The sequence below is a fragment of the Modestobacter sp. I12A-02662 genome, from assembly GCF_041028325.1.
GTDB lineage: Bacteria > Actinomycetota > Actinomycetes > Mycobacteriales > Geodermatophilaceae > Modestobacter.
In genome coordinates this window covers 1-20,743 of sequence record NZ_JABGDE010000022.1, presented here as the reverse complement: position 1 = coordinate 20,743, position 20,743 = coordinate 1, and the positions used below count along the sequence as shown (strand labels likewise).

13 protein-coding genes and 1 pseudogene are annotated in these 20,743 nt (G+C 74.9%); 8 read left to right on the top strand and 6 right to left on the bottom strand.

Translation table 11 applies throughout. The features are described 5' to 3' along the window. From HL189_RS22365 to HL189_RS22355, 3 genes and pseudogenes are all read right to left on the bottom strand, one after another. Positions 1–168 (bottom strand): annotated as a pseudogene (locus HL189_RS22365) (inositol-3-phosphate synthase); the annotation flags it as partial. Between the two features lie 45 nt (positions 169–213). Beyond that, positions 214–699, bottom strand: a complete 486-nt coding sequence (locus tag HL189_RS22360; protein ID WP_369135942.1) for a PepSY domain-containing protein — start codon at positions 697–699, stop codon at positions 214–216. A 179-nt stretch (positions 700–878) separates the two neighbouring features. Beyond that, on the bottom strand, positions 879–1,532 hold the full coding sequence (locus HL189_RS22355; protein WP_369135941.1) for an FHA domain-containing protein: 654 nt from the start codon (positions 1,530–1,532) through the stop codon (positions 879–881). Between the two features lie 115 nt (positions 1,533–1,647). Here HL189_RS22355 and HL189_RS22350 point away from each other — a divergent pair, with 115 nt between their 5' ends. The 7 genes from HL189_RS22350 (at position 1,648) to HL189_RS22320 (ending at position 16,373) form a co-directional block, all read left to right on the top strand. After that, entirely contained in the window at positions 1,648–3,441 is a 1,794-nt protein-coding gene (locus tag HL189_RS22350) for a glycoside hydrolase family 15 protein (RefSeq protein ID WP_369135940.1), read from the top strand. A 13-nt stretch (positions 3,442–3,454) separates the two neighbouring features. Further along, positions 3,455–4,681 (top strand): FHA domain-containing protein, encoded by a 1,227-nt coding sequence (locus HL189_RS22345; RefSeq protein ID WP_369135939.1) that lies wholly within the window; start codon positions 3,455–3,457, stop codon positions 4,679–4,681. A gap of 7 nt (positions 4,682–4,688) precedes the next feature. Further along, positions 4,689–5,501 (top strand): protein kinase, encoded by an 813-nt coding sequence (locus tag HL189_RS22340; protein WP_369135938.1) that lies wholly within the window; start codon positions 4,689–4,691, stop codon positions 5,499–5,501. A 95-nt stretch (positions 5,502–5,596) separates the two neighbouring features. After that, entirely contained in the window at positions 5,597–9,073 is a 3,477-nt protein-coding gene (locus tag HL189_RS22335; RefSeq protein WP_369135937.1) for an ABC transporter transmembrane domain-containing protein, read from the top strand. A 117-nt stretch (positions 9,074–9,190) separates the two neighbouring features. Next, positions 9,191–10,969: a trypsin-like peptidase domain-containing protein gene (locus HL189_RS22330; protein ID WP_369135936.1), complete on the top strand. Its 1,779-nt coding sequence runs from the start codon at positions 9,191–9,193 to the stop codon at positions 10,967–10,969. Positions 10,970–11,011: 42 nt separating this feature from the next. Continuing rightward, positions 11,012–12,835: a protein kinase gene (locus HL189_RS22325; RefSeq protein WP_369135935.1), complete on the top strand. Its 1,824-nt coding sequence runs from the start codon at positions 11,012–11,014 to the stop codon at positions 12,833–12,835. Positions 12,836–12,854: 19 nt separating this feature from the next. Next, on the top strand, positions 12,855–16,373 hold the full coding sequence (locus HL189_RS22320) for an Hsp70 family protein (protein WP_369135934.1): 3,519 nt from the start codon (positions 12,855–12,857) through the stop codon (positions 16,371–16,373). On the opposite strand, the gene HL189_RS22315 is transcribed toward HL189_RS22320, so the two are convergent. From HL189_RS22315 to HL189_RS22305, 3 genes are read right to left on the bottom strand one after another with little or no spacing between them, the layout of a single operon-like run. After that, positions 16,357–17,727, bottom strand: a complete 1,371-nt coding sequence (locus tag HL189_RS22315; protein ID WP_369135933.1) for a phosphotransferase family protein — start codon at positions 17,725–17,727, stop codon at positions 16,357–16,359. The two genes, HL189_RS22320 and HL189_RS22315, sit on opposite strands and share 17 nt — an antisense overlap. Then, positions 17,724–18,557: a RimK family alpha-L-glutamate ligase gene (locus tag HL189_RS22310; RefSeq protein WP_369135932.1), complete on the bottom strand. Its 834-nt coding sequence runs from the start codon at positions 18,555–18,557 to the stop codon at positions 17,724–17,726. The genes HL189_RS22315 and HL189_RS22310 overlap by 4 nt, the downstream gene beginning before the upstream one ends. Next, positions 18,554–19,546, bottom strand: a complete 993-nt coding sequence (locus HL189_RS22305) for a RimK family alpha-L-glutamate ligase (RefSeq protein WP_369135931.1) — start codon at positions 19,544–19,546, stop codon at positions 18,554–18,556. The genes HL189_RS22310 and HL189_RS22305 overlap by 4 nt, the downstream gene beginning before the upstream one ends. Before the next feature lie 275 nt (positions 19,547–19,821). Between HL189_RS22305 and HL189_RS22300 the strand changes: the two genes are divergently transcribed. Next, complete coding sequence (locus HL189_RS22300) at positions 19,822–20,604, top strand: glycerophosphodiester phosphodiesterase (protein ID WP_369135930.1); 783 nt, start codon at positions 19,822–19,824, stop codon at positions 20,602–20,604. The last annotated feature ends 139 nt before the right edge of the window (positions 20,605–20,743 follow it).

Genomic DNA, 20,743 nt, shown 5'->3' with positions numbered 1-20,743 from the left:
GAAGGCGGCGACGAACTCGATGTCGGAGACGTGGTAGTCGCCGAACCGGACGTGCATCAGGCCGGGGACCGGGGCGGACTCGTCCGCGTCCCGGTAGTAGTGCACCCCTTGCACGAGGGAGGAAGCGCAGTTCCCCACCCCGACGATCGCCACACGGACCGGACCCATGGCAGTGCTCCTCACAGTTGTTGTCGGCTGTTCGCTGGCCTGGTCTCAGTCCAGGTCGCTGTCGAAGTCGGTGCTGACGATCTGGCCGGTGTCGGCGTCCACCTCGACCTCGGTCGAGGTCCCGTCGCCGTGCCGGATGGTGACCTCGTACTGCAGGCCCGACAGGAAGTCCCGGTCCTGGTCGATCTCGAAGACCTCGCCGGGGGCGAACTGGACGGCGATCGCCGCGGCCTCGTCCATGCTCACTCCGTCGGCGGTGTCGACCGGGGCCGGAGCGGGCGCGTCGGCCGGGGCGGGCGCGTCGGCCGGCGCGTCGGCGGGGGCGTCCGCCGGTGCCGTGGTGGATGAGCCCGGGCCGTCCGCGGCCCGGTTCGACGGGAGCCCGCTGGTGTCGACGCGGTAGGACTGCGGGGTGGTCGCGGTCTCGGTGGAGAAGAGGGAGATGGCGCCCAGCCCGACACCGGTGCCGAGGGTGAGGGCCAGGGCGGCTCCGACGATGACGCGGCGGGAGGTGAGCGACGAGCGGTTCATGGTGGTGTCCCTTCTGGCGGCTGCGGATCCGGTGACCCGCCCTGTGCGTTGCCAGAACTCTCGCCGCCCGCCAGGCCGCCCAGAACCCACCCCAGGTGGGAGAGGACCACCACCTGGGCGTCGACGATGCACACCTGCGGAACGGCCGCCGGGAAAGGACGCCACCGGCGGGCAGGGGCCTACAGGTCCCGACGGCTGACCAGGCCGAGGCCGAGGACGCGCTCGACCAGCTTGACCCGCTTCTGGTTCTGCGGCAGGTCCTCGATCTGGAACTTCTGGAACATGGCCCGCAGGTGGGTCTTCACCGCGTCCACGCTCAGGAACAGCTCGTCGGCGATCTGCTGGTTGGACGCGGGGGTGGCGTACGGGTCGTCGTGCTTGTACGGCCGGCACAGCGCGATGGCGATCTGCCGCTGGGTCGGGGACAGCGAGGCCGCGGTGACCAGCTGCTCCCCCACCTTGGTCAGCTGGGTGGTCGGCCGGGTGGTGTCCCGGAAGCGGAACGACGTCGAGCCGAGCACGAACGTGTCACCGTCGCGCAGCCTGCGCCGGCCGGTGAGCCGCTCACCGTTGAGGAAGGTGCCGTTCCGGGACAGCCCGTCGTCGACCAGCGTCCAGTCCGAGCCGACGAGCTCCAGCCCGGCGTGCACGCGCGACACCCGCTCGTCCCAGGGCAGCCGGACGTCGCACCCGGAGCCGCGGCCGAGGGTCAGCGAGGTCTCCCCGTCCAGGGGCACGAACCGCTGGGCGCCGGCGTCGTCCCGGTACACCAGGGCGGCACCCTCGGCGCCGGCCCACTGCCGCCGGCCGGCGCCGTCCCCCGGGCCGGTCATCGCCCACCCCGCATGGCGTGGAGCCTACGACGCCGCAGGGGCGTTCCGAACCGTGTCCGCCGCCCCTCGGCACCACTAGTCTGGCCGTCCCCCACGGGTCGACGCGAGGTGGCGGATGGCTGCTGTCATCGAGGACCACGGCATCATCGGTGATCTCCACACGGCCGCCCTGGTCTCCACCGAGGGCGACATCGACTGGCTCTGCCTCCCCCGGTTCGACTCCCCGTCGGTGTTCGCCTCGATCCTCGACGACGAGAAGGGCGGCCGGTTCACGGTGCGGTGCACCGGGGCCACCCGGGTGAAGCAGATGTACCTGCCCGACTCGAACGTGCTGGTGACCCGGTTCCTGGGCGAGCAGTTCGTCGGCGAGGTCGTGGACTTCATGGTGCCGCACCAGGCCGGGTCCAGCCGGCGCGGCGCCAACCAGCTGGTGCGCCTGGTCCGGGCCGTCCGCGGGCGGGTGGACGTCGAGATCCGGTGCGCGCCCGCCTTCGACTACGGCCGGGCGCGCACCGAGGTGGAGGTCGTCGAGGGCGCCGGCGCCTTCTTCTTCTCCCCGCAGGCCCAGCTCGTGCTGCGGTCCACCGTGCCGCTCACCGCCGACGGGTCCGCCGCCGTCGGCTCGGCGGTGCTCGAGGCCGGCGAGAGCCTGGCGCTCGCGCTGTCCCGCTGGGGCTCGCCGCACCCGCTGGAGATGGCCGAGGTCGAGGACCTGCTCGCCGGCACGCTGGACTACTGGCAGCGGTGGATCCGCCGCTCCCGCTACCGGGGCCGGTACCGGGAGATGGTGGAGAGGTCGGCGCTCACCCTGAAGCTGCTGGTCTACCAGCCCACCGGGGCGCTGGTCGCCGCCCCCACCACCTCGCTGCCGGAGGCGATCGGCGGCACCCGCAACTGGGACTACCGCTTCACCTGGGTCCGCGACGCCGCGTTCACCGTGTACGCGCTGATGCGCCTCGGCTTCACCGAGGAGGCCGGCGCCTTCATGACCTGGCTGGAGGCCCGGTGCCTCGACGCCGATGCCGACAAGGGCCTGCACATCCTCTACGGCATCGACGGGGACGTCGTGGGCACCGAGTCCACGCTGGACCACCTGCGCGGGTACCGGGACTCGGGTCCGGTGCGGATCGGGAACGGCGCCGCGCACCAGCTCCAGCTCGACATCCTCGGCGAGGTCATGGACTCGGTGCACCTCTACGACCGGAACGGCCGGCCGGTCTCCTACGAGCTGTGGACCGCGCTGTGCCGCCAGCTCGACTGGCTGGAAGCGCACTGGGAGGAGCCCGACTGCGGGGTGTGGGAGGTCCGCGGGCCGAGCCAGCGCTTCACCTACTCCACGCTGATGACGTGGGTGGCCTTCGAGCGGGCCGGCCGGCTCGCCCGCCGGCGCGGGCTCCCGGCACCGCTGGCCGCCTGGCGCCAGGTGGCCGACCAGGCCTACCTGCAGGTCCAGGAGCAGGACTGGAACCCCGACGTCGGCGCCTACGTGCAGTACCCGCACTCCACGACGCTGGACGCCGGCGCGCTGATGATCCCGCTGGTCGGGTTCGCCGGCGCCGAGGACCCCCGGTTCCTGTCCACCCTGTCCCGCATCGAGGCGGAGCTGGTCACCGACAGCCTGGTGCACAGGTACCACGCCGACGGCAGCGACGGCTTCGACGAGCCCGAGGGCACCTTCAACCTGTGCTCGTTCTGGTACGTCGAGGCGCTGACCCGGGCCGGCCGGGTCCAGCAGGCCCGGCACACCTTCGAGAAGATGCTGACCTACGCCAACCACCTCGGGCTGTACTCGGAGGAGATCGGCGCCTCCGGCGAGGCCCTGGGCAACTTCCCCCAGGCGTTCACCCACCTCGGCCTGATCCGCGCGGCCGTCAAGCTCGACCGGGCCCTGGCGGCACCCGGCCGGTGACTGGCAGGTGACCATGTCCGTTCCCCTGGCCGAGAGGCCGTCCCCCGCCCTGCGGGACTGGCCGCGGGTGCAGGTGCACCCGGGGACGGGCGTGGTCGACCGGCGCGGCGACGTCCTGCTGGTGGTGCCCGTGCTCCCGCCGTCCTCGGCCGAGCGGGTGCGCGAGCTGGTCCGGCTGTGCCACCGTCCCGACCCGACCGGCTCCGCCCGGGTCGACGCGCTGCGCGCGCTGCTGGACCTGCGGGCGGCCGACGTGCCCGGTTTCGCGCTGCTCGTCCGCAGCGGCACCTCGCTGCGGGCCCTGGTCCACCGCCCGGTGCGGCTCCTCGTCGACGGCCGCGCGCCGGACCGGCCGGCCGGCGACGGCGCGCGGCTCGGCGAGCACGTCCTCCCGGACGGCGACTGGCACGAGTTGACCGTGGCGGCGGAGGGGGACGCGGAGCTGCCCGCCGTCTCCGACGTCCTGCGCCTGGACCTGGAGAGCGGCACCGTGCCGGGGGCCGGGGTCACCCTGCTGCCCACTTCCCCGGGACCGGTGCCGCAGCTGCCCGGCGGATCGGCGGCGGCCGGTCCCGGCATCCCGTCGTCGGCGACGGCGCTACGGCCCGCGGTGCAGTTCCGGACGGTCCTGCTCGGTGAGTGCGCCACCGCGGCCGGGCAGCCCGCCCGGGCAGCGCGCCGCCCGCCGCTGCCGATCGCCGGGGCCCGCGGCGAGGGCGGCGTGGACACCGCGACCACCGGCCCCGAGGTCCTCGTCGAGGGCGTGCACTGCCCTCAGGGGCACTTCACCGACCCGGAGCTGCCGGCCTGCCCGACCTGCGGCACACCGCTGCCCCCCGCCGGTCGGCGGGTGCGGCTGCCACGACCGCCGCTGGGCATCCTGGTCACCGACGGCGGGACCATCTACCCGGTGACCGGGGACCTCCTCATCGGGCGCGAGGCGGCGCAGGCACCCGACGTGCTCGCCGGGCGGGCGCGCGCCCTGCCGCTGCGGGACGCGGCGCGCAGCACGTCGCGGGTCCACGCCCGGCTCACCGTCGACGGGTGGACGGTGCTGCTCAGCGACAACGGCTCGGCCAACGGCACCTTCCTCAGCCGGTCCGGGGCGGCGGGCCCCTGGCTGCCGGTCACCGCGCAGATCCCGGTGCGCCTGGTCCACGGCGACCGGGTGCGCCTGGGCAAGCGCCAGCTGCTGTTCGACACCTGGCGCGAGACGGCCGTCTCCCGCGGTCCGCGGTGACGGCGCGATGGACAGGATCGCGGACTACGTCTTCCTCCGGGAGCTCGGCCGGGGCGAGCACAGCTCCGTCCACCTGGCCCGGACGCCGCGGCGCCTCGGGATCGCCCCGGACACGGTCTCGGTGAAGGTGCTGTCGGTGACCGGGACCGACGGGTTCGACGCGCTGGCCGACGAGCTGAGCCTCTTCGCGGCGCTGCGCGCACCGGAGCTGGTCCCGATGTACGACGTCGGGATGGACGGCGCGGTGGTGTTCTACGCCATGCGCCACGAGCCGTCCGGGTCGCTGGCCGCGCCGGCCCGGGACCTGAGCCGCCGCGAGCGCCTGCTGGCCGTCGCCCGCGCGGCCCGCGGCGCGCACGCGATGCACGAGGCCGGCCTGGTGCACCGGGGCATCGCACCCACCAACGTCCTGCTCGACAAGGCCGGCGCCGTCCTCGCCGAGCCGAGCCTGGGGCACCTGCTCACGCAGGGGCACACTGTCAGCGGCCTCGGGACCGGGTCGCGGGCCGGCCGGCTGGAGTTCGTCGCGCCGGAGCTGATGCGCGGGCGCCCGGCGGGCCGGGCCAGCGACGTCTGGGCGCTCGGGGTGACCCTGCACCTGGTCATGACCGGGCACGGGCTGTTCCCGGCGCTGGTGTCCGCGGACCCCTTCACGGCGGTGCGGATCTACCTGCGGAGCCAGCCGGTGCCGGGCGACGACCTGACCGAGGGCGAGCGGGCCGTCGTCACCACGGCGGTCCAGCCGGATCCCGCGCACCGCTTCCGGACCGCGGCCGAGCTGGCCGACGCGGTCGAGGAGGTCGCCGGGCGGCCGGGGTGAGGGCCGCCGCGGAGGCGGCGACGCGGGGGTCCACCGGAGGCGGTCGAGCGGCTAGCCTGGCGCCCGCGCCAGCGGCGCCGACGGGAGGGACGCGCGTGGGCAGGAGCGGCCCGTCGACGAAGAGCGGCGGGGACTTCCGGAAGACGATGCGGCTGTTCGCGCGCTTCACCAGGGGGCAGCGCCGCGCCTTCGTCTGGGCCTTCGCGTTCCTGGGGATCGAGGCGGCCACCGCCGTCGCCGTCCCCCACCTGATCAGCCAGCTGACCAACTTCCTCAAGGACGACGTCGAGCCCAGGTACGGCGTGCTCACGGTGTCGGCCGAGATCGCCGTCTACGTGATCGCGGCGGGCATCGTCGTGGCCACGGCGGTGAACAGCTCCTCGGCCTCCCTGGCGGAGATCAAGCTGGCCACCGCCGGGCGGACGCTCGGCTTCAACCTGCGCGGTGCGCTGTTCGCCCACCTGCAGCGGCTCCCGCTGGCCTTCCACCTCCGGCGCAGCACCGGTGACGTCCTCACCCGGATCACCGGGGACGTCAAGGCCATGGAGGACTTCGTCGAGGACTCCGTCAGCGACCTCGTGGGCAGCGTGCTGGTCCTCGGCGCGACCCTGAGCTACCTGTTCACGCAGTCCTGGCAGATCGCGCTGCTCGCGCTCGCGATCGTGCCGCTGATGACGCTGATCTCGAACTCCTTCGCCCGCCGGATCAAGTCCGCCTCCAAGCAGGAGCGCGCGAGCGAGGGCGAGCTGGCGTCCACGGCGCAGGAGATGCTGTCGGCGATCAGCCTGGTCCAGGTCTACGGCCGGGGGGAGCTCCAGGAGCAGAAGTTCGCGCAGCACAGCCGCTCGGCGCGGGACGCCGTCCTGCGCACGTCCCGGATCGAGGCGGTGTTCAGCTTCACCGTCGCCTTCCTCGAGTCCGTCGCCATCGCGGTGGTGATCCTGGTGGGCGCCGCGTTCGTGGACGACGACGTGCTCACCGCCGGGGCGCTGATCGCGTTCATCCTGCTCGTCCAGGGCATGTTCAAGCCGATCAAGCGGATCATCAAGCAGTGGAACCGGGTGGCGGCCGTCTACGCCAGCGTCGACCGGGTGGGGGAGCTGCTCGAACGCCAGCCCACCGTGGTGGACCGGCCGGACGCCCGGCCGGCGCCCCCGCTCACCGGTGAGATCGAGTTCCGGGACGTCAGCTTCGCCTACCAGCTGGCCGGCGACACGGCGGACGGGGCGGGTGGCCGGCTCGCCCTGCAGTCGGTGAACTTCCGGATCGCGGCAGGTGAGTCGGTCGCGCTCGTGGGGCGCAGCGGAGCGGGCAAGAGCACGATCGCCCAGCTGCTGCCCCGGCTGTACGACCCGCACGCGGGCGCCGTCCTCGTCGACGGCCACGACATCCGCGAGTTCACCTACGACTCGCTGCGGGCGCAGATGAGCATGGTGCTGCAGGAGACGATCCTGCTCCGCGGCACCGTCGCCGAGAACATCGCCTACGGCCGCGAGGGGGCGACCCAGGAGGAGGTCGTCAGCGCCGCCAAGCTGGCGAGCGCCCACGACTTCATCATGGACATGGAGGACGGGTACGAGACGGTCCTCGGCGAGCGGGCCGCCACGCTGTCCGGTGGCCAGCGGCAGCGGCTGGCCATCGCCCGCGCCTTCATCCGGGACACCCCCATCCTGATCCTGGACGAGCCCACCACCGGACTGGACGCCGAGTCGTCCGGGACGGTCGCGGAGTCCCTGCAGACCCTGGCGCGCGACCGGTCCACGGTGATCGTGTCGCACGACCTCAACCTGATCCGCCACGTGGACCGCGTCCTGGTGATCTCCGCCGGCCGGGTCCTCGAGGAGGGCAGCCCGGCCGACCTGCTCGCGAACGGCGGGCTCTACGCCGAGCTGTACGCCGCGCAGTTCGGCGAGGCGATCGGCGGGGAGGCGCCGGCGGCCGAGCCGGAGAAGACGCTCGGCGAGCTCGCGGCGGAGTCGGGGCTGGGCAGCCCGGCGCCCATGGCGGTGGAGGCCTTCGGCACCGCCCTCACCCAGGCGATGCCCCTCCCGGCGACCCAGGAGCAGTTCCGCGCGCTCACCGGCTGGCTCGAGCGGCCCCCGGTCCCCGCTCCCCGTGTCCCGTCGCCCGGCGAGGTCGACCTGGACCCGCTCCGCTCGCCGGCCCTGGGCCAGGCGGTCCCGGGCCTGGCCGAGGCGCTGACCGGGGCCGCGATGGCCCCGCGCCTGCAGCGCATGCTCGCCGACGACTGGGAGCTGCTGGCCTGCTCGCCGGGCAAGGCGTGCGTGTCACCCGGGGAGGGGGCCACCCTCCAGTACCGCCTGGAGCTGCGCCGCCGGGGCGGGTTCGAGACCGGCCAGCACGTCGTGGCCGGGCGGCTGTTCGGCACGGTGGAGGACGCCGAGGCGTGGCTGGCCTCGATCGACCCGCTGGCCGCCCAGCTGGAGGGGCGCGCCGACCTGGACGCCTTCGCCTGGCCGTCGCTCCTGGTGCGCGAGCTGCGACTCGTCCTGCACGCCCTGCCGCTCGACCCGGCGCTCCCGGGCCTGGTGCCGGCCACCGACCCCTCGCGGCTCGTGGAGGTGCTCGGGCCGGTGGTCACCAGCGCCGTGCCCGGGCTGCTCCTCGAGGGGTGCTCCGCGACGGTCGTCACGTACGGCCGGGGCGGGTCCGTGCTGCGGTACGAGCTGGCCTGGCGCCTCCAGCCCAGCCGCCGCAGCCTGAAGCAGGTCATGTACGGCCGGGTGTACGCCGACGGCCGGGGGGAGCTGATCGGTCCGGCCGTGAACGCGCTGCGGGAGCTCCTGCACGACGGGTCGGGCACCTCCCTGCCGTTCCTGGTCCCCCGGTTCCAGGCCTACCTCCCCGACCTGCGCCTGGCGCTCCTCGACGCGGTGCCCGGGTCCCCGCTGCTGCCCGCGCTGGTCCGGGCCAGGGAGGGGACGGACGTCCCGCCGGCGGCCGCCGGGGCCACCCCGGAGGACGCCGTCGCCGCGTGCGCCCGGATCGCGGCCGCCCTGCACCGGTCGTCGATCCCGGTCGGCCCGGCCCGCACCGCCGGGGACGAGCTCGAGCGGGTGCGGGCAGCCGTCGACGGCCTCGCCACGCTGGCCCCGGCGGTCGGGGCGTCGCTGCACCGCCACCTGGCGTCGGTCCGCGACCTGGCCCTCGAGGAGCAGCGGCTCGGTGTCGCCCACGGCGACCTCCAGCCCTCGCGGGTCCTGTTCGACGGGCCGACCACCAGCCTGGTCGACTTCGACGCGGTGTGCCTGGCCGAGCCCGCCCTGGACCTCGGCCAGTTCAGCGCGTCCCTGGCCGTGGCGGTCCGCAAGGCCCAGGACGCCGCGGGCGTGACCACCGACGGCGGCGCGGACCTCACCTCGGCCTTCCTCAGCGAGTACGTGCGCCTCAGCGACACCGCCGACCCGGGCCTCCTGCTCGGCCGGGCGCACGCGCACCGGACGCTGGCGCTCACGCGTCTTGCCGTCCGGAGCTGGTGCCAGCTCAAGCCCGAGCGGCTGCGCTCCGCGCTCGCCCTCCTGGACGAGACACGCCGCGTCCACACGCCGTGAACCCGCAGGAGGGGGCGGCACAAAGCGGTTGACACTCCCGGGCGGGGGCGCTTGCATGTGTGACGCGAGTCACGTGCTCGAGGCTCGTCAGTGCGCCGCGGCCCATACGGAGTGCCCATGACCCGTCATCGGCGCCGGACCCCGTGGGTCGTCGCTGCGGCTGCTGCCTTCCTGGTGTCCGGGACGCTGCCGGCCGCCGCCCACGATCACCCCACGCCCACCGAGCGGAGCGCGCCCGCTGTCGTGTTCGTGGAGGCCCGCGCCACGGTCGAGGTCGCCCTGGTGGAGCACCTGCAGACCGACCCCGAGGGCATCCACATCCGGATCATCCAGAGCACCTCGACCCCGGTGCTCGCCACCGCCAGCGGCTTCGTCGTCGAGTCGACCGGGACCATCGTCACCACCGGCCGGATCACCCAGACCGACCTCGAGCGGGCGCGGGTCTACGGGGTCAACGAGGCGTTCGCCAAGCAGTACGGCGAGGCGGCGTCGCTGGCCGACGACCTGTTCAGCCGGCAGGCGATCGGTGACGCCGGGAACCGGCTCCAGCAGCGGCTGGAGGCCTGCTACCCGCCGCACCGCACCAACGACGCCGGGGGGTGCGTCGTCACGGTGGAGCCGACCTACGTCGTCTACCCGCACGTCACCTCCCAGGACGAGTACGGGGCGATGCCCGCGGAGCTGCTGCCGAAGAGCACGCCGGAGGTGGCCGTGCTCCGGGTCAGGGGAGCCAGCGGCATGCCGACGGTGCCCCTCGACGAGTCCACCGCGGGGGCCAGCGCGCTGGCCTCCCTCGGCTTCACCGGCATCCCGAACGGCACCGACCCCCCGCGGGCGGTCAACGCCCACCTGGCCGAGCCCGGCGGCACCGTGCTGAAGACCGAGGAGCTGGACGAGAAGGAGACGCAGGCCAACATCGACCTGGCGGCCGGCCTGCCGGCCGGGATGCTCGGCGGCCCAGTGGTCGATGAGCAGGGCCAGGTCGTCGGGTTCCTCGTGCCCGAGGCGGACTCCGGACCCCCGCCGGCCGCGCCGGGCCGGCTGGTCGAGGTGAGCGCGGTCCGCGACGTGCTGGCCGCGGAGGGGATCACCCCCCGCCAGGGGCCGGTGGACACCAGCTTCGAGGCGGCGATGCACGCGTTCAAGAACGGGGGGTTCGCCGCCTCCATCCCCAACCTGCGGGCGACCCTCGAGCTGTTCCCCGGGCACGCGATGGCCGCCGCCAACCTCGCCGTGGCCGAGCAGAACGTCGCCGCGGGGACCCCGGGGCCGGCCGACGCCGGTGGGGTGGCCTCCGCGGCTCCCGACGGCACGGACGGCGGGATCTCCTGGGCCCTGTGGCTGCCCCTCCTCGCCGCGGCGCTGCTGCTCGCCGGTCTCGCCGCGTTCCTGCTGCGCCGCCGGCGGGGCCCGCCCCCGGGTGGGAGCCCCGCGTCGCCGGGGAGCACCGCGTCGCCGGGGAGCCCCGCGTCGCCGGGGAGCCCCGCGTCGCCGGGGACGCCGCCGTCCGGGAGGAGCCAGCACGCCGCGCCGTCCCGGGCCCCCACCGGGCAGCGCGACCGCCAGCTGGTCCCCGGCCTGGCCACCGGCTCGCGGTCCGGCTCCCGCTCCGTCGTCTCCGGCAACGCGCCCGGCCGGGGCGGTCCCGACCCCCGGGGTCCCGGTGCCCCGGCCCTGTCCGGGTCCGCCCGGTCGCCGTCCGTCGCCGGGCAGGGGCCCGCGGTCGCCGCGGTCGGGGACGAGGACCGCCGTGCGTCCCGCGCGGTCGCCGCCCCGCCGTCGTCCCGTCGCGACGACCAGGGACCTCTGGAGCGGCCCGTCTTCTGCACCTCGTGCGGCACCCGGCTCGCTCCCGACCACCTGTACTGCGGCCGGTGCGGCGCACCCGCCCGGTGAACCGGTGGCGGGGAGCCGGGCAGTGAGCGGGGGTCCGCGGCCATGACCACCCAGCAACCGGGCACCGTGATCGCCGGCTACCGGATCGAGTCGCTGATCGGTCGCGGCGGCATGGCGGTGGTCTACCGCGCCGAGGACATGCGGCTGGGGCGCAAGGTCGCCCTGAAGCTGCTCTCCCCGCAGCTGGCGGACAACGAGCAGTTCCGGCAGCGCTTCATCCGGGAGTCCCGGCTGGCGGCGTCGTTGGACCACCCGAACATCGTGCCGATCTTCGAGGCGGGGGAGGCCGGCGAGCAGCTGTTCATCGCGATGCGCTACGTCGTCGGCAGCGACCTGAAGGGCGTGCTGGCCGAGGAGGGCGGCCGGCTGCCGGAGGGGCGGACCCTGCGGCTGTTCAGCCAGATCGCCGACGCGCTGGACTCCGCCCACCGGGCCGGGCTGGTGCACCGGGACGTCAAGCCGGGCAACATCCTGGTGGCGGCCGGCTCGGACCGGCCGCGACGGGCCCGCGACGACCACGTCTACCTCACCGACTTCGGCCTCACCAAGCGCACGACCGAGCTGTCGGGCGGGCTGACCGGCACCGGGCACTTCCTGGGCACCGTGGACTTCGTCTCCCCGGAGCAGATCCAGGGCCGGCCGGTGGGGCCGGGCACCGACATCTACGCGCTGGGCTGCGTGCTCTACGAGTGCCTGACCGGGCAACTGCCCTTCCGCCGGGACGACGACGCCGCGCTGCTGTGGGCGCACCTGGTCGAGATGCCGCCGCCGGTCACCGGGGTGCGGCCGGAGCTGCCCCCGGCGGTCAACGCGGTCGTGGCCCGGGCGATGGCCAAGGACCCCGCCGACCGGTTCGCGTCCTGCCAGGAGTTCCTCCGGGCGCTCGAGCTGGCCCTGGACCTGCCGGCCCCGGTGAGCTCCCGGGTGAGCCCGTGGAGCCCGGACGGCTCGATCGCCCCGCGGCCCGGCGACGCCGTGCCGGACGAACCCGGAACGGTCACGGGGGACGTGGTCGGGGGCAGCCAGCACCCGTCGTTCCCGTCCGGCACGGGCCTGCGGTTCCCGCCGCCGACGGAGTCCCGCCGCCCGATCCCCCCGCCGGCGGACCCCGGGACCGACCTCGGCGGGCACCCGGACCCCGACCTCGACGACCCGCCCGGGTACGACGACGAGGACGTCGGGCCCGACTGGGACGACGGCGGACCGGCGCCCCCGGCGTCGGTCCCGGTGTGGCGCCGCCACGGGCGGCTGATCGCGATCGTGGCGGCCGCCGTCCTCGTGATCTCCGTCGCGGCGGTGGCGCTGCTGCGCTCCTCGCTGTTCCAGGAGGAGTACCGCACCTACACAAGCTCGCAGACCGTCGTGCCGTTCCGGTTGGACCACCCCACCGGCTGGGGGACGCTGGTGTCCCCGGCCAGCGACATCGTCCTGGGCCCGGACCCGACCGCGGCCGGGGACCTCTTCTTCAGCAGGGGCGATCCGACCGCGTGGGCGCGCGCGGGCGAGGCGCTGCGGTCCGGCTCCACCGAGGACGTCTGGCTGTACGTGTACGCCTCGTCGGCCACCTACGACACGTCCGGCACCGAGCAGCTGCAGGAGTCGATCCGGCTGCTGCTGCCCGCGGCCACGGAGTTCGACTCGGTGCACCGGGACGTGTCGGTGTCGGGCTCCCCGGCCGACGAGCTGGAGGCGGTCACCTCGGATCCGCAGAACGCGCAGTCCCGGCTGCGGGTCCTGATCGACGTCGTCCAGCCGCCCGGCGCCGGTGGAGCGGTGCTCCTCGCGTTCTTCGCTCCGCCGGACGTGTTCGAGGACCACAGATCCACGTTCGAACGGGTCCGGGACTCCTTCCAGGTCACCGGATGACGGGAGGCCACGGGGCGACATGACCGAGCAGCAGCCAGGTACCGAGATCGCCGGCTACCGCATCGAGTCCCTCATCGGGCGCGGCGGCATGGCGGTGGTCTACCGCGCCGAGGACATGCGGCTGGGGCGGAAGGTCGCCCTGAAGCTGCTCACCCCGCAGCTGGCGGACAACGAGCAGTTCCGGCAGCGCTTCATCCGGGAGTCCCGGCTGGCGGCGTCGCTGGACCACCCGAACATCGTGCCGATCTTCGAGGCCGGCGAGGCCGACGGGCAGCTGTTCATCGCGATGCGCTACGTCGTCGGCAGCGACCTGAAGGGCGTGCTGTTCGACGAGGGCGGGCACCTGACGGTGGGCCGCACGCTGGCGCTGATGCGGCAGGTCGGGGACGCGCTGGACACGGCGCACCGGGCCGGGCTGGTGCACCGGGACGTCAAGCCGGGCAACATCCTCGTCACCGCCCCCCGGCAACGGGCGCAGCACACCCAGCGCACCCGGTCCACCCTCGGCGACCACGTCTACCTCACCGACTTCGGGCTCACCAAGCGCACCGCCGGGCTCTCCAGCGGGCTGACCGGCACCGGGCACTTCCTGGGCACCGTGGACTACGTCTCCCCCGAGCAGATCCAGGGCCGGCCGGTCGGCCCGGGCACCGACATCTACGCGCTGGGCTGCGTGCTCTACGAGTGCCTGACCGGCCAGCTGCCCTTCCGCCGGGACGACGACGCCGCGCTGCTGTGGGCGCACCTGGTCGAGCCACCGCCGCCGGTCACGGCGGCGCAGCCGGGGATCCCAGCCGCGGTGAACGCGGTGGTCGCCCGGGCCATGGCCAAGGACCCCGGCGACCGGTACGAGTCGTGCGAGGAGCTGGTGCACGAGCTCGAGCAGGCCCTCGGCATGCCGGCGTCCGGGCACCCCTCCCCCCGCCCGCCGGCCGACGACAGCCGGGGAGCGACGATCCTCGGCGAGTCCGCGTCCGGGCCGGGTGCGGTGGCGGGCTACAGCCTCGCGATCGACCTCGGGACGGCGTTCGTCGCCGCCGCGGTGGCCGGCGACGGCGGGCTCGAGATGTTCGCGCTCGGGGACGGCTCCATGGTCGCGCCGGCCGCCGTCTACGTCCGGGACGACGGGCGGCTGGTGACCGGCGAGGCCGCCGCCCGCCGGGCGGTGAGCACCCCCGACCGGGTGGCGCGGGACGTCAAGCGGCACCTGGGCAACCCCACCCCGGTGATGCTCGGCGGCGCGCCGTACGCGGTCGCCGACCTGCTCGGCGTGCTGCTGCAGGACGTGCTCGGCCGGGTGACCGACCGCCAGGGCGCCGCCCCGGACGTCGTCGCGCTCACCCACCCGGCCAACTGGGGGCCGATCCGCCGGGAGCTGTTCGAGGACGTGGCCCGGGCCGCGGGGCTGACCGAGCCGCTGTACACGACCGAGCCCGAGGCGGCGGCCACGCACTACGCCACCACCCGCCCGCTCGACGAGGGCGAGACCATCGCCGTCTACGACCTCGGGGGCGGCACCTTCGACGCGACGGTCCTCCGCCGCACGGCGCACGGGTTCGAGATCGTCGGCACCCCCGAGGGCATCGAGCGGCTCGGCGGGACGGACTTCGACGAGGCCGTGCTCGGCCACGTCAACTACGTCGCCGGCGGGGCGCTGACCGAGCTGGACATGAGCGACCCGAAGACCGTGATGGCGCTGGCCCGGCTGCGGCAGGACTGCACCCTGGCCAAGGAGGCGCTGTCGGTCGACCTCGAGGCGACGATCCCGGTCTTCCTGCCGCACCGGCACTTCGAGGTCACCCTGAGCCGGGCCGAGCTGGAGGGCATGATCCGGGCACCGATCGAGTCGACGATCGGCACCCTCCAGCGGGTGCTGCGCGCGGCCCAGGTGCAGCCCGAGCAGCTGTCGGCGGTGCTGCTGGTGGGCGGCTCCTCCCGGATCCCGCTGGTCGCCTCCATGGTGTCCGAGGCCTTCGGCCGGCCCACGATCGTGGGCACCCACCCCAAGCACGTGGTGGCCCTCGGCGCCGCCGTGCTCGCGGAGGCCCGCCGGAAGCGGGCCCCGGCCATGCTGCTCACCGGCGCGGACGCCGCCCGGACGACGGAGGGGTCGGTGATCGGGGACGCCTACCGGCCGGCGCAGTCGGTGCACACGGAGGCCTGGCACCCGCCGCCGGGGAGCGTGTCGCGCGGGTCGGGGTCGCTCGTCGCCCCGGCCGGGTCGGGCTCGGCCGTCCGGCCGGCCGGATCGCGTGCCACTGCCGGACCGACCGGGTCGGGTCCGGTCGCCGCCCCGGCCGAGGCGGGGTCCGTCGCCGGGTCGGCCGGTCCGGGCGGGGAACCGCCGGGCCACGTGCCCGGGCCGCGCGCGGCCGAGTCCGCCGGTGGGCCCGCCGGGGAGGGCGCCGGGGAGGCCGCACCGCCCCCACCGAGAGGGACGCCGGGCAGGGCCGCCGCGCTGAAGCGCCGGCCGGTGCAGCTCGTCGTGGGGTTGGTGCTGCTGCTGGTCATCGGCAGCGTGGTCGGCTACGCCGCCCTGCGGCCGGACGCCCAGCAGACGGGAGGCGGCCAGGCGCAGACGTCCGCGCCGGCGCCCTCCGTGGAGGCCCCGGCCACGACGGCGCCGGCGGTCCCGATCCCGTCGATCGGGGCGACGATCGACGTCGGGGAGACGCCGGGCTTCGTCGTCGCCGCACCGAGCGGCAGGCAGCTCTACGTCGCCAACCGGGACGCCGGCGTGGTCACCGTCGTCGACACGGCCGTGGACCAGGTGACCGCCACCATCCCGATCGACGCCGGCCCGCCCCAGTTCATCGCCTTCAGCCCGGACGGGCGCCGGGCGTACGTGAGCGTGTGGGACGACGCGCGGACCATCGCGGCGGTCAGCGTGCTGGACACGACGACGAACGAGGTCGTCGAGACCATCCCGGTGGACACCCGCCCGTTCCTCGCGGCGGTGTCCCCCGACGGGCAGTCCATCTACGTGCCCAACCACGACACCGACAACGTGTCGGTGATCGACACCGCCACGGACACGCTGGCCACGAACATCGAGGTGGCGCCCAACCCGCACTCGGTCGCCTTCTCGCAGGACGGGTCGGAGGCGTACACCGCCAACCACGACTCGAACCTGGTCTCGGTCATCGACACCGCGACCAACACGGTGCGCACGACGATCCCGACGCCGACGAGCCCGCACAGCATCGCGGTGCACCCGACCCGGCCGTTGTTCATCGTGGCGACCTACGACGCCGACTCGGCGTCGGTGATCGACACGGACACCGACACGCTGATCGAGACGATCCCGGTGGGTGCGTTCCCGCAGCACGCCGAGTGGTCGGCCGACGGCCGGTTCGCCTACATCACGAACAACGAGGACAACAGCATCTCGGTCATCGACGCGGAGAACTTCACGGTCACGGCGACGATCCCCACCGGGGCCTCCCCCACGTCCATGGCGGTCCTGCCCGACGGCAGCAGGGGCTACGTCAGCAACCTCCGGGACGGCACGCTCACCGTGCTCAACCTGTCGGGCTGAGCCTGGGCTGCGCGGAACGCCCGGCGAGGGCGAGCGACCGGGACACCTCGTCGAGCACCGCGGCCACCTCGCCGGTCCGCGGGCTGTGCAGCCGGTTGACCCGGCGCGCGGCGATCTTGAGCAGCAGCGCGGCCTCGAACACGTGCGCCCGGCCGGCGATGCCGGCGCAGGTCCCCGCCGACTCGCCGCGCTCGGCGAGGCGGGACAGGTACGCCGTCAGGAAGGCCTCGGCGGCCGCGTCGAACCACGCCCGCCGCCCGGCCCGGCGGTACCAGAGCCCGGCGGGCCGCAGGTAGGCGAGGAAGTAGCCGACGTCGAGAGCGGGGTCGGCCAGGCAGAACTGGTCGAAGTCGACGAGGAACACCGCGCCGTCCCGGACCATCAGCTGGCTGGACTTGTAGCTGCCGTGCGCGGGCCGGAGGGTGTCGGTCGGCAGCTCCTCCAGGGCGGCGCAGAGCGCGCCGGTGACCCGGTGGACCTCCGGGGCCAGCCCGGGCACGTACTGCACCAGCAACTGGGCGCGCTTGGCCGCCCTCCCTGCCTCGACGGGTCCGGTGCGCCGGGCGAGGCCGGCGGTGTCCAGGCCGCTGGTGTGCAGGTCCGCGAGGGCCCGGGCGGCCGCGCGCACCACGTCGAGCGCGGCAGGGGAGCCGGGGTGCACGACGGAGAGGCCGGAGACCGCCGGCACCGGGTCGCGGCTGCTGCCGAGGTCTTCGGTCAGCGCCAGCGGCAGCCCCGGCACCACGCCGAGGGGCGCCGCGGTCCAGGAGACCCCGGCCTGGGTGCGCAGCCGGGCCAGCAGGTCGTCGGCGGCCTGCGCCTCCTCCGGCTCCCGGTACAGCTTGGCCACCAGGGTGCAGGTCCGGGAGCCGGCTGCGCCGCCGTCCGTGCCCGGGTCGCCGAAGACCAGCCGGTAGCGGATCACGCACCGGTCCCCGGGCTTGTAGCGCACGGGCTCGGCCGTGACGTCGCGCAGCGGGAGGTCCGGGGGCACGTCGGAGCACCGCCGCGCGGTGGACTCGAGCGCGGCCGCCAGGTCCGGGTGCCCGGCGGGCGCCATGACGGTGTCCAGGTGCGGCAGCTTCGGGTCGACCGGGAACTGCCGGACGGTCGGGGCGGCCGGCGCCGCGGCGTCGTCGGGCACGCCCAGGAGGGACTGCTCGTCGACGGTGACCGTGAAGATCTGGCCCCGCCGGTCGGGGCCGAAGACGGCGACGAGCCCCCGTCCCGGCTTGCGGCGCAGGTACCGCAGCGGCGGGCGGGTCCGGTCGGTGGGCTGCCCGGCGAGGTGGTGGTCGAGGGCCTCGGTCGCGAGGACCACGTTCGGCCGTGCGGGTGCGGTGGGCGTGCTCATGCCGTCACCGTCCTCGTGGTCTCCAGGGTGGACAGGAAGCGGAGCAGGGACTGGGCGGGCTCGCGGGCGCCGCGGAACCCGGGGAAGGGGTTGACGTCGACCACCACCGGCCGGCCGCCGGTGATCAGCAGGTCGACGCCGTACAGCTGCAGGTCCAGGGCGGCTCCGGCGCCGCGGGCCGCCGCGATCCAGTCCGCCGGGAGGTCGGCCGGGTCCAGCCGCTCGTCGGCGCTCTTGTCGACCGACTCCAGCGCGCTGCGCCGCCGGGCTGCGGACATGTCCTCGCCGATCACCCACAGCTTGATGTCGAAGCCGTCGTTGGCGGCGAACTCCTGGGCGACGACCGGCTCGTCGCCCCACTCGGGCAGCAGGTCGGCCAGCTCGGCCGGGTCGGCCACCAGGCGCACGAGGTCGCGGCGCGAGCTGGTCCGGCTCTTGACGACCAGCGGCCAGATGAGGTCGGGGCGGGCCGGGTCGGGGCCGGCCAGGTCGCGCAGGGCGGGGACGGACCAGGACCGGGGGGCGGGGACCCCCGCGCGGTCCAGCGCCTCCGCCGTCGCGGCGCGGTCCAGCGCCCCGGTGGTCGCGGCCGGGGGGTTCACGACCAGGCTGCCGGCGTGCTCCGCCGTCGTCGCCACCCGCCGGGCCTCCGGGGAGCGGGACTTGAGCAGGACGACGTCCGGTGCCGGCTGCAGGCCGGCACCCTCGCCGTAGCCCTCGGGCAGGGTCGTGGCGTCGTGGACGGCGACCTCGTGGTGGCGGGCCAGCTCGGCCATGACCGCGGTGAGCACCGGGTTGGGCGCGGCCTCGGCGAGCAGGTGGATCCTCATGCCCGGGTCTTCGCGACGGTGGAGACGACCGGGCGGTAGACGGTGGGCGACGCGGCCTTGGCCGAGGCGCGGGCGGCGGCCTGGCGCCGGGTCACCCGCAGCACGGTGCGGGCCAGCCGCCAGGCGGCCTGCGGGACGTTGCCGAAGCTGGGGAAGTCGTTGACGTCCAGGACGACCCAGCCCTCGGCGGTCTCGACGACGTCGATCCCGTAGATGTCGAGGCCGAAGACGCGGCCGACGGCGCGGGCCAGGCTGCGCAGCTCCGGGGAGACCGGGATCTGCTCCTCGACGACGTCGGCGCCCGGGTGCAGCGGCGAGCGCTTCACCGTGGCGAACACCTCGTCGCCGGTGTTGTACAGCTTGACGTCGTAGCCGGGGTTGGGCAGGTAGGGCTGGGCCAGCAGGCTGCCGCTGTCGTCGATGTCGAGCCGGGCCAGCTCGGTCGGGCTGTCCACCCGGTACACGTCCCGCAGCGCGCTGCCGTTGTTGGGCTTCACGACCAGGGGGTAGGCGTCCGCCGGGATCTGCTCGAGCAGGGTGGACCTGTGCGCGAACCAGGTCTTCGGGAAGGGGATGCCGGCGGCCCGGGCACGGACGGCGGCGACGGCCTTGTCCCGGGCCAGGCGGATGGCGCGGTAGTCGTTGACCGTGGTCACGCCGGCGGCTCCGGCGGCGTCGAGCAGGCTCAGGCCGGGGCCGGAGGAGACCGTCTTCAGCACGAAGGCGTCGTACCGCGCCACATCGGTGGGCAGCAGCTCCCACAGGTCGGTCACGGTGCCGTTGGGCCGCAGCACGTCGACCTGGTGGCCACAGGAGCGCAGCACGTCCACGACCGCGCCGGGCATCACGTCGTTCTCGTACTTCGCCTCGACGATGAAGCACAGCCGCACCGGGGAGGTCAGCAGGACCTCGCCGAACTCACGGATCGCGTTGACGTCGATCTGCTGCGTGCGGGAGCGCGTCTCGCTGGAGCTGGACGAGCTGGTCATCTGGTGTGCCACCCCTCGATCCGCGGCCGGCTCTCGGCCTGGTACCACTCTGGACCCGGCGAGGGCGGCTGCACAGGCCCCCAGGGCTGGGATGCGGCCGCTCAGGGTGTGCACATCCGCCACCCAGGTGGGGGCTCCGGCCGCGGGGCCACCAAGGTGGGTCAGGACGACACCCCGTGCGGTCCCCGACCACCCCTGCGGTGCCTGCCGGTACCACCTGCCCGCGCCCGATCCTCTTCTTGACGGATCTCCCCGCGACGCAGACGAGGTCGACCATGGACCAGGGCAACGGCTTCGGCCGGCAGGTGGCCACCGAGCTGGACGACACCCTGCTGTCGCCGGGCGCGGACGGCGACCGGGTCCGGGTGCTCGCCCACCGCGGCTCCCCGGCGCCGGGCCGGCCGGAGAACTCGGCGGCGGCGGTGACCGAGGCCCTGCTCCAGGGTGCGGACGGCGTCGAGATCGACGTGCGGCTCACCCCCGACGGCACGCTGGTCTGCTCGCACGACCCGATCGACCTGCTCGACGCCGCCGGGCGCGCGTCGATCGCGACGCTGGCCGAGGTGCTCGCGGCCGCTCAGCGGTTCAGCGGCACCCGGGTGGTCGTGGAGGCCAAGCCGGTGGCCGGCTACGACCTCGCGCTGCGCACCGCGCACGCGCTCGCCGAGGTGCTGCGCACCGCGGCCGGCAGCGCCGCGATCACCGTCTCGTCCTTCGACCCGGTCCTGCTCGCGGCGATCCGCGCGGCCTGCGCCGACCTGCCGGTGCGCACCGCGCTGCTGGGCGACAAGACGGACGCCGTCGAGGACGTCGTGCGGCGCGCCGCCGAGGGCGGGCACGACGAGGTGCACCTGCCGCTGGTCGGCGTCCGGCGCATCCCGCAGGTCGTGGAGCGGGCGCACTCGCTGGGCATGGCGGTCGCGCTGTGGACGGTCAACCGCCGTCCGGCTCTGCAGTGGGTGGCCGAGCTCGGCATCGACGCCGTGATCACCGACGACGTGCTCACCGCGTGGAGCGAGCTGGACCGCGCCGTGCTGCCGGAGCTGCTCGCCGCCTGACGCAGCTCGCCCCCGCTTCCTCACGTTCCACGTGGAACGCGAGGAGGCGGGGGCGGCTCAGCGACGGTGGTGGTCCTTCGTCAGCGTTCGATGTCTCCGCGGATGAAGGCCTCGACGGCGTCGCGGGCGGTGGCGTCGT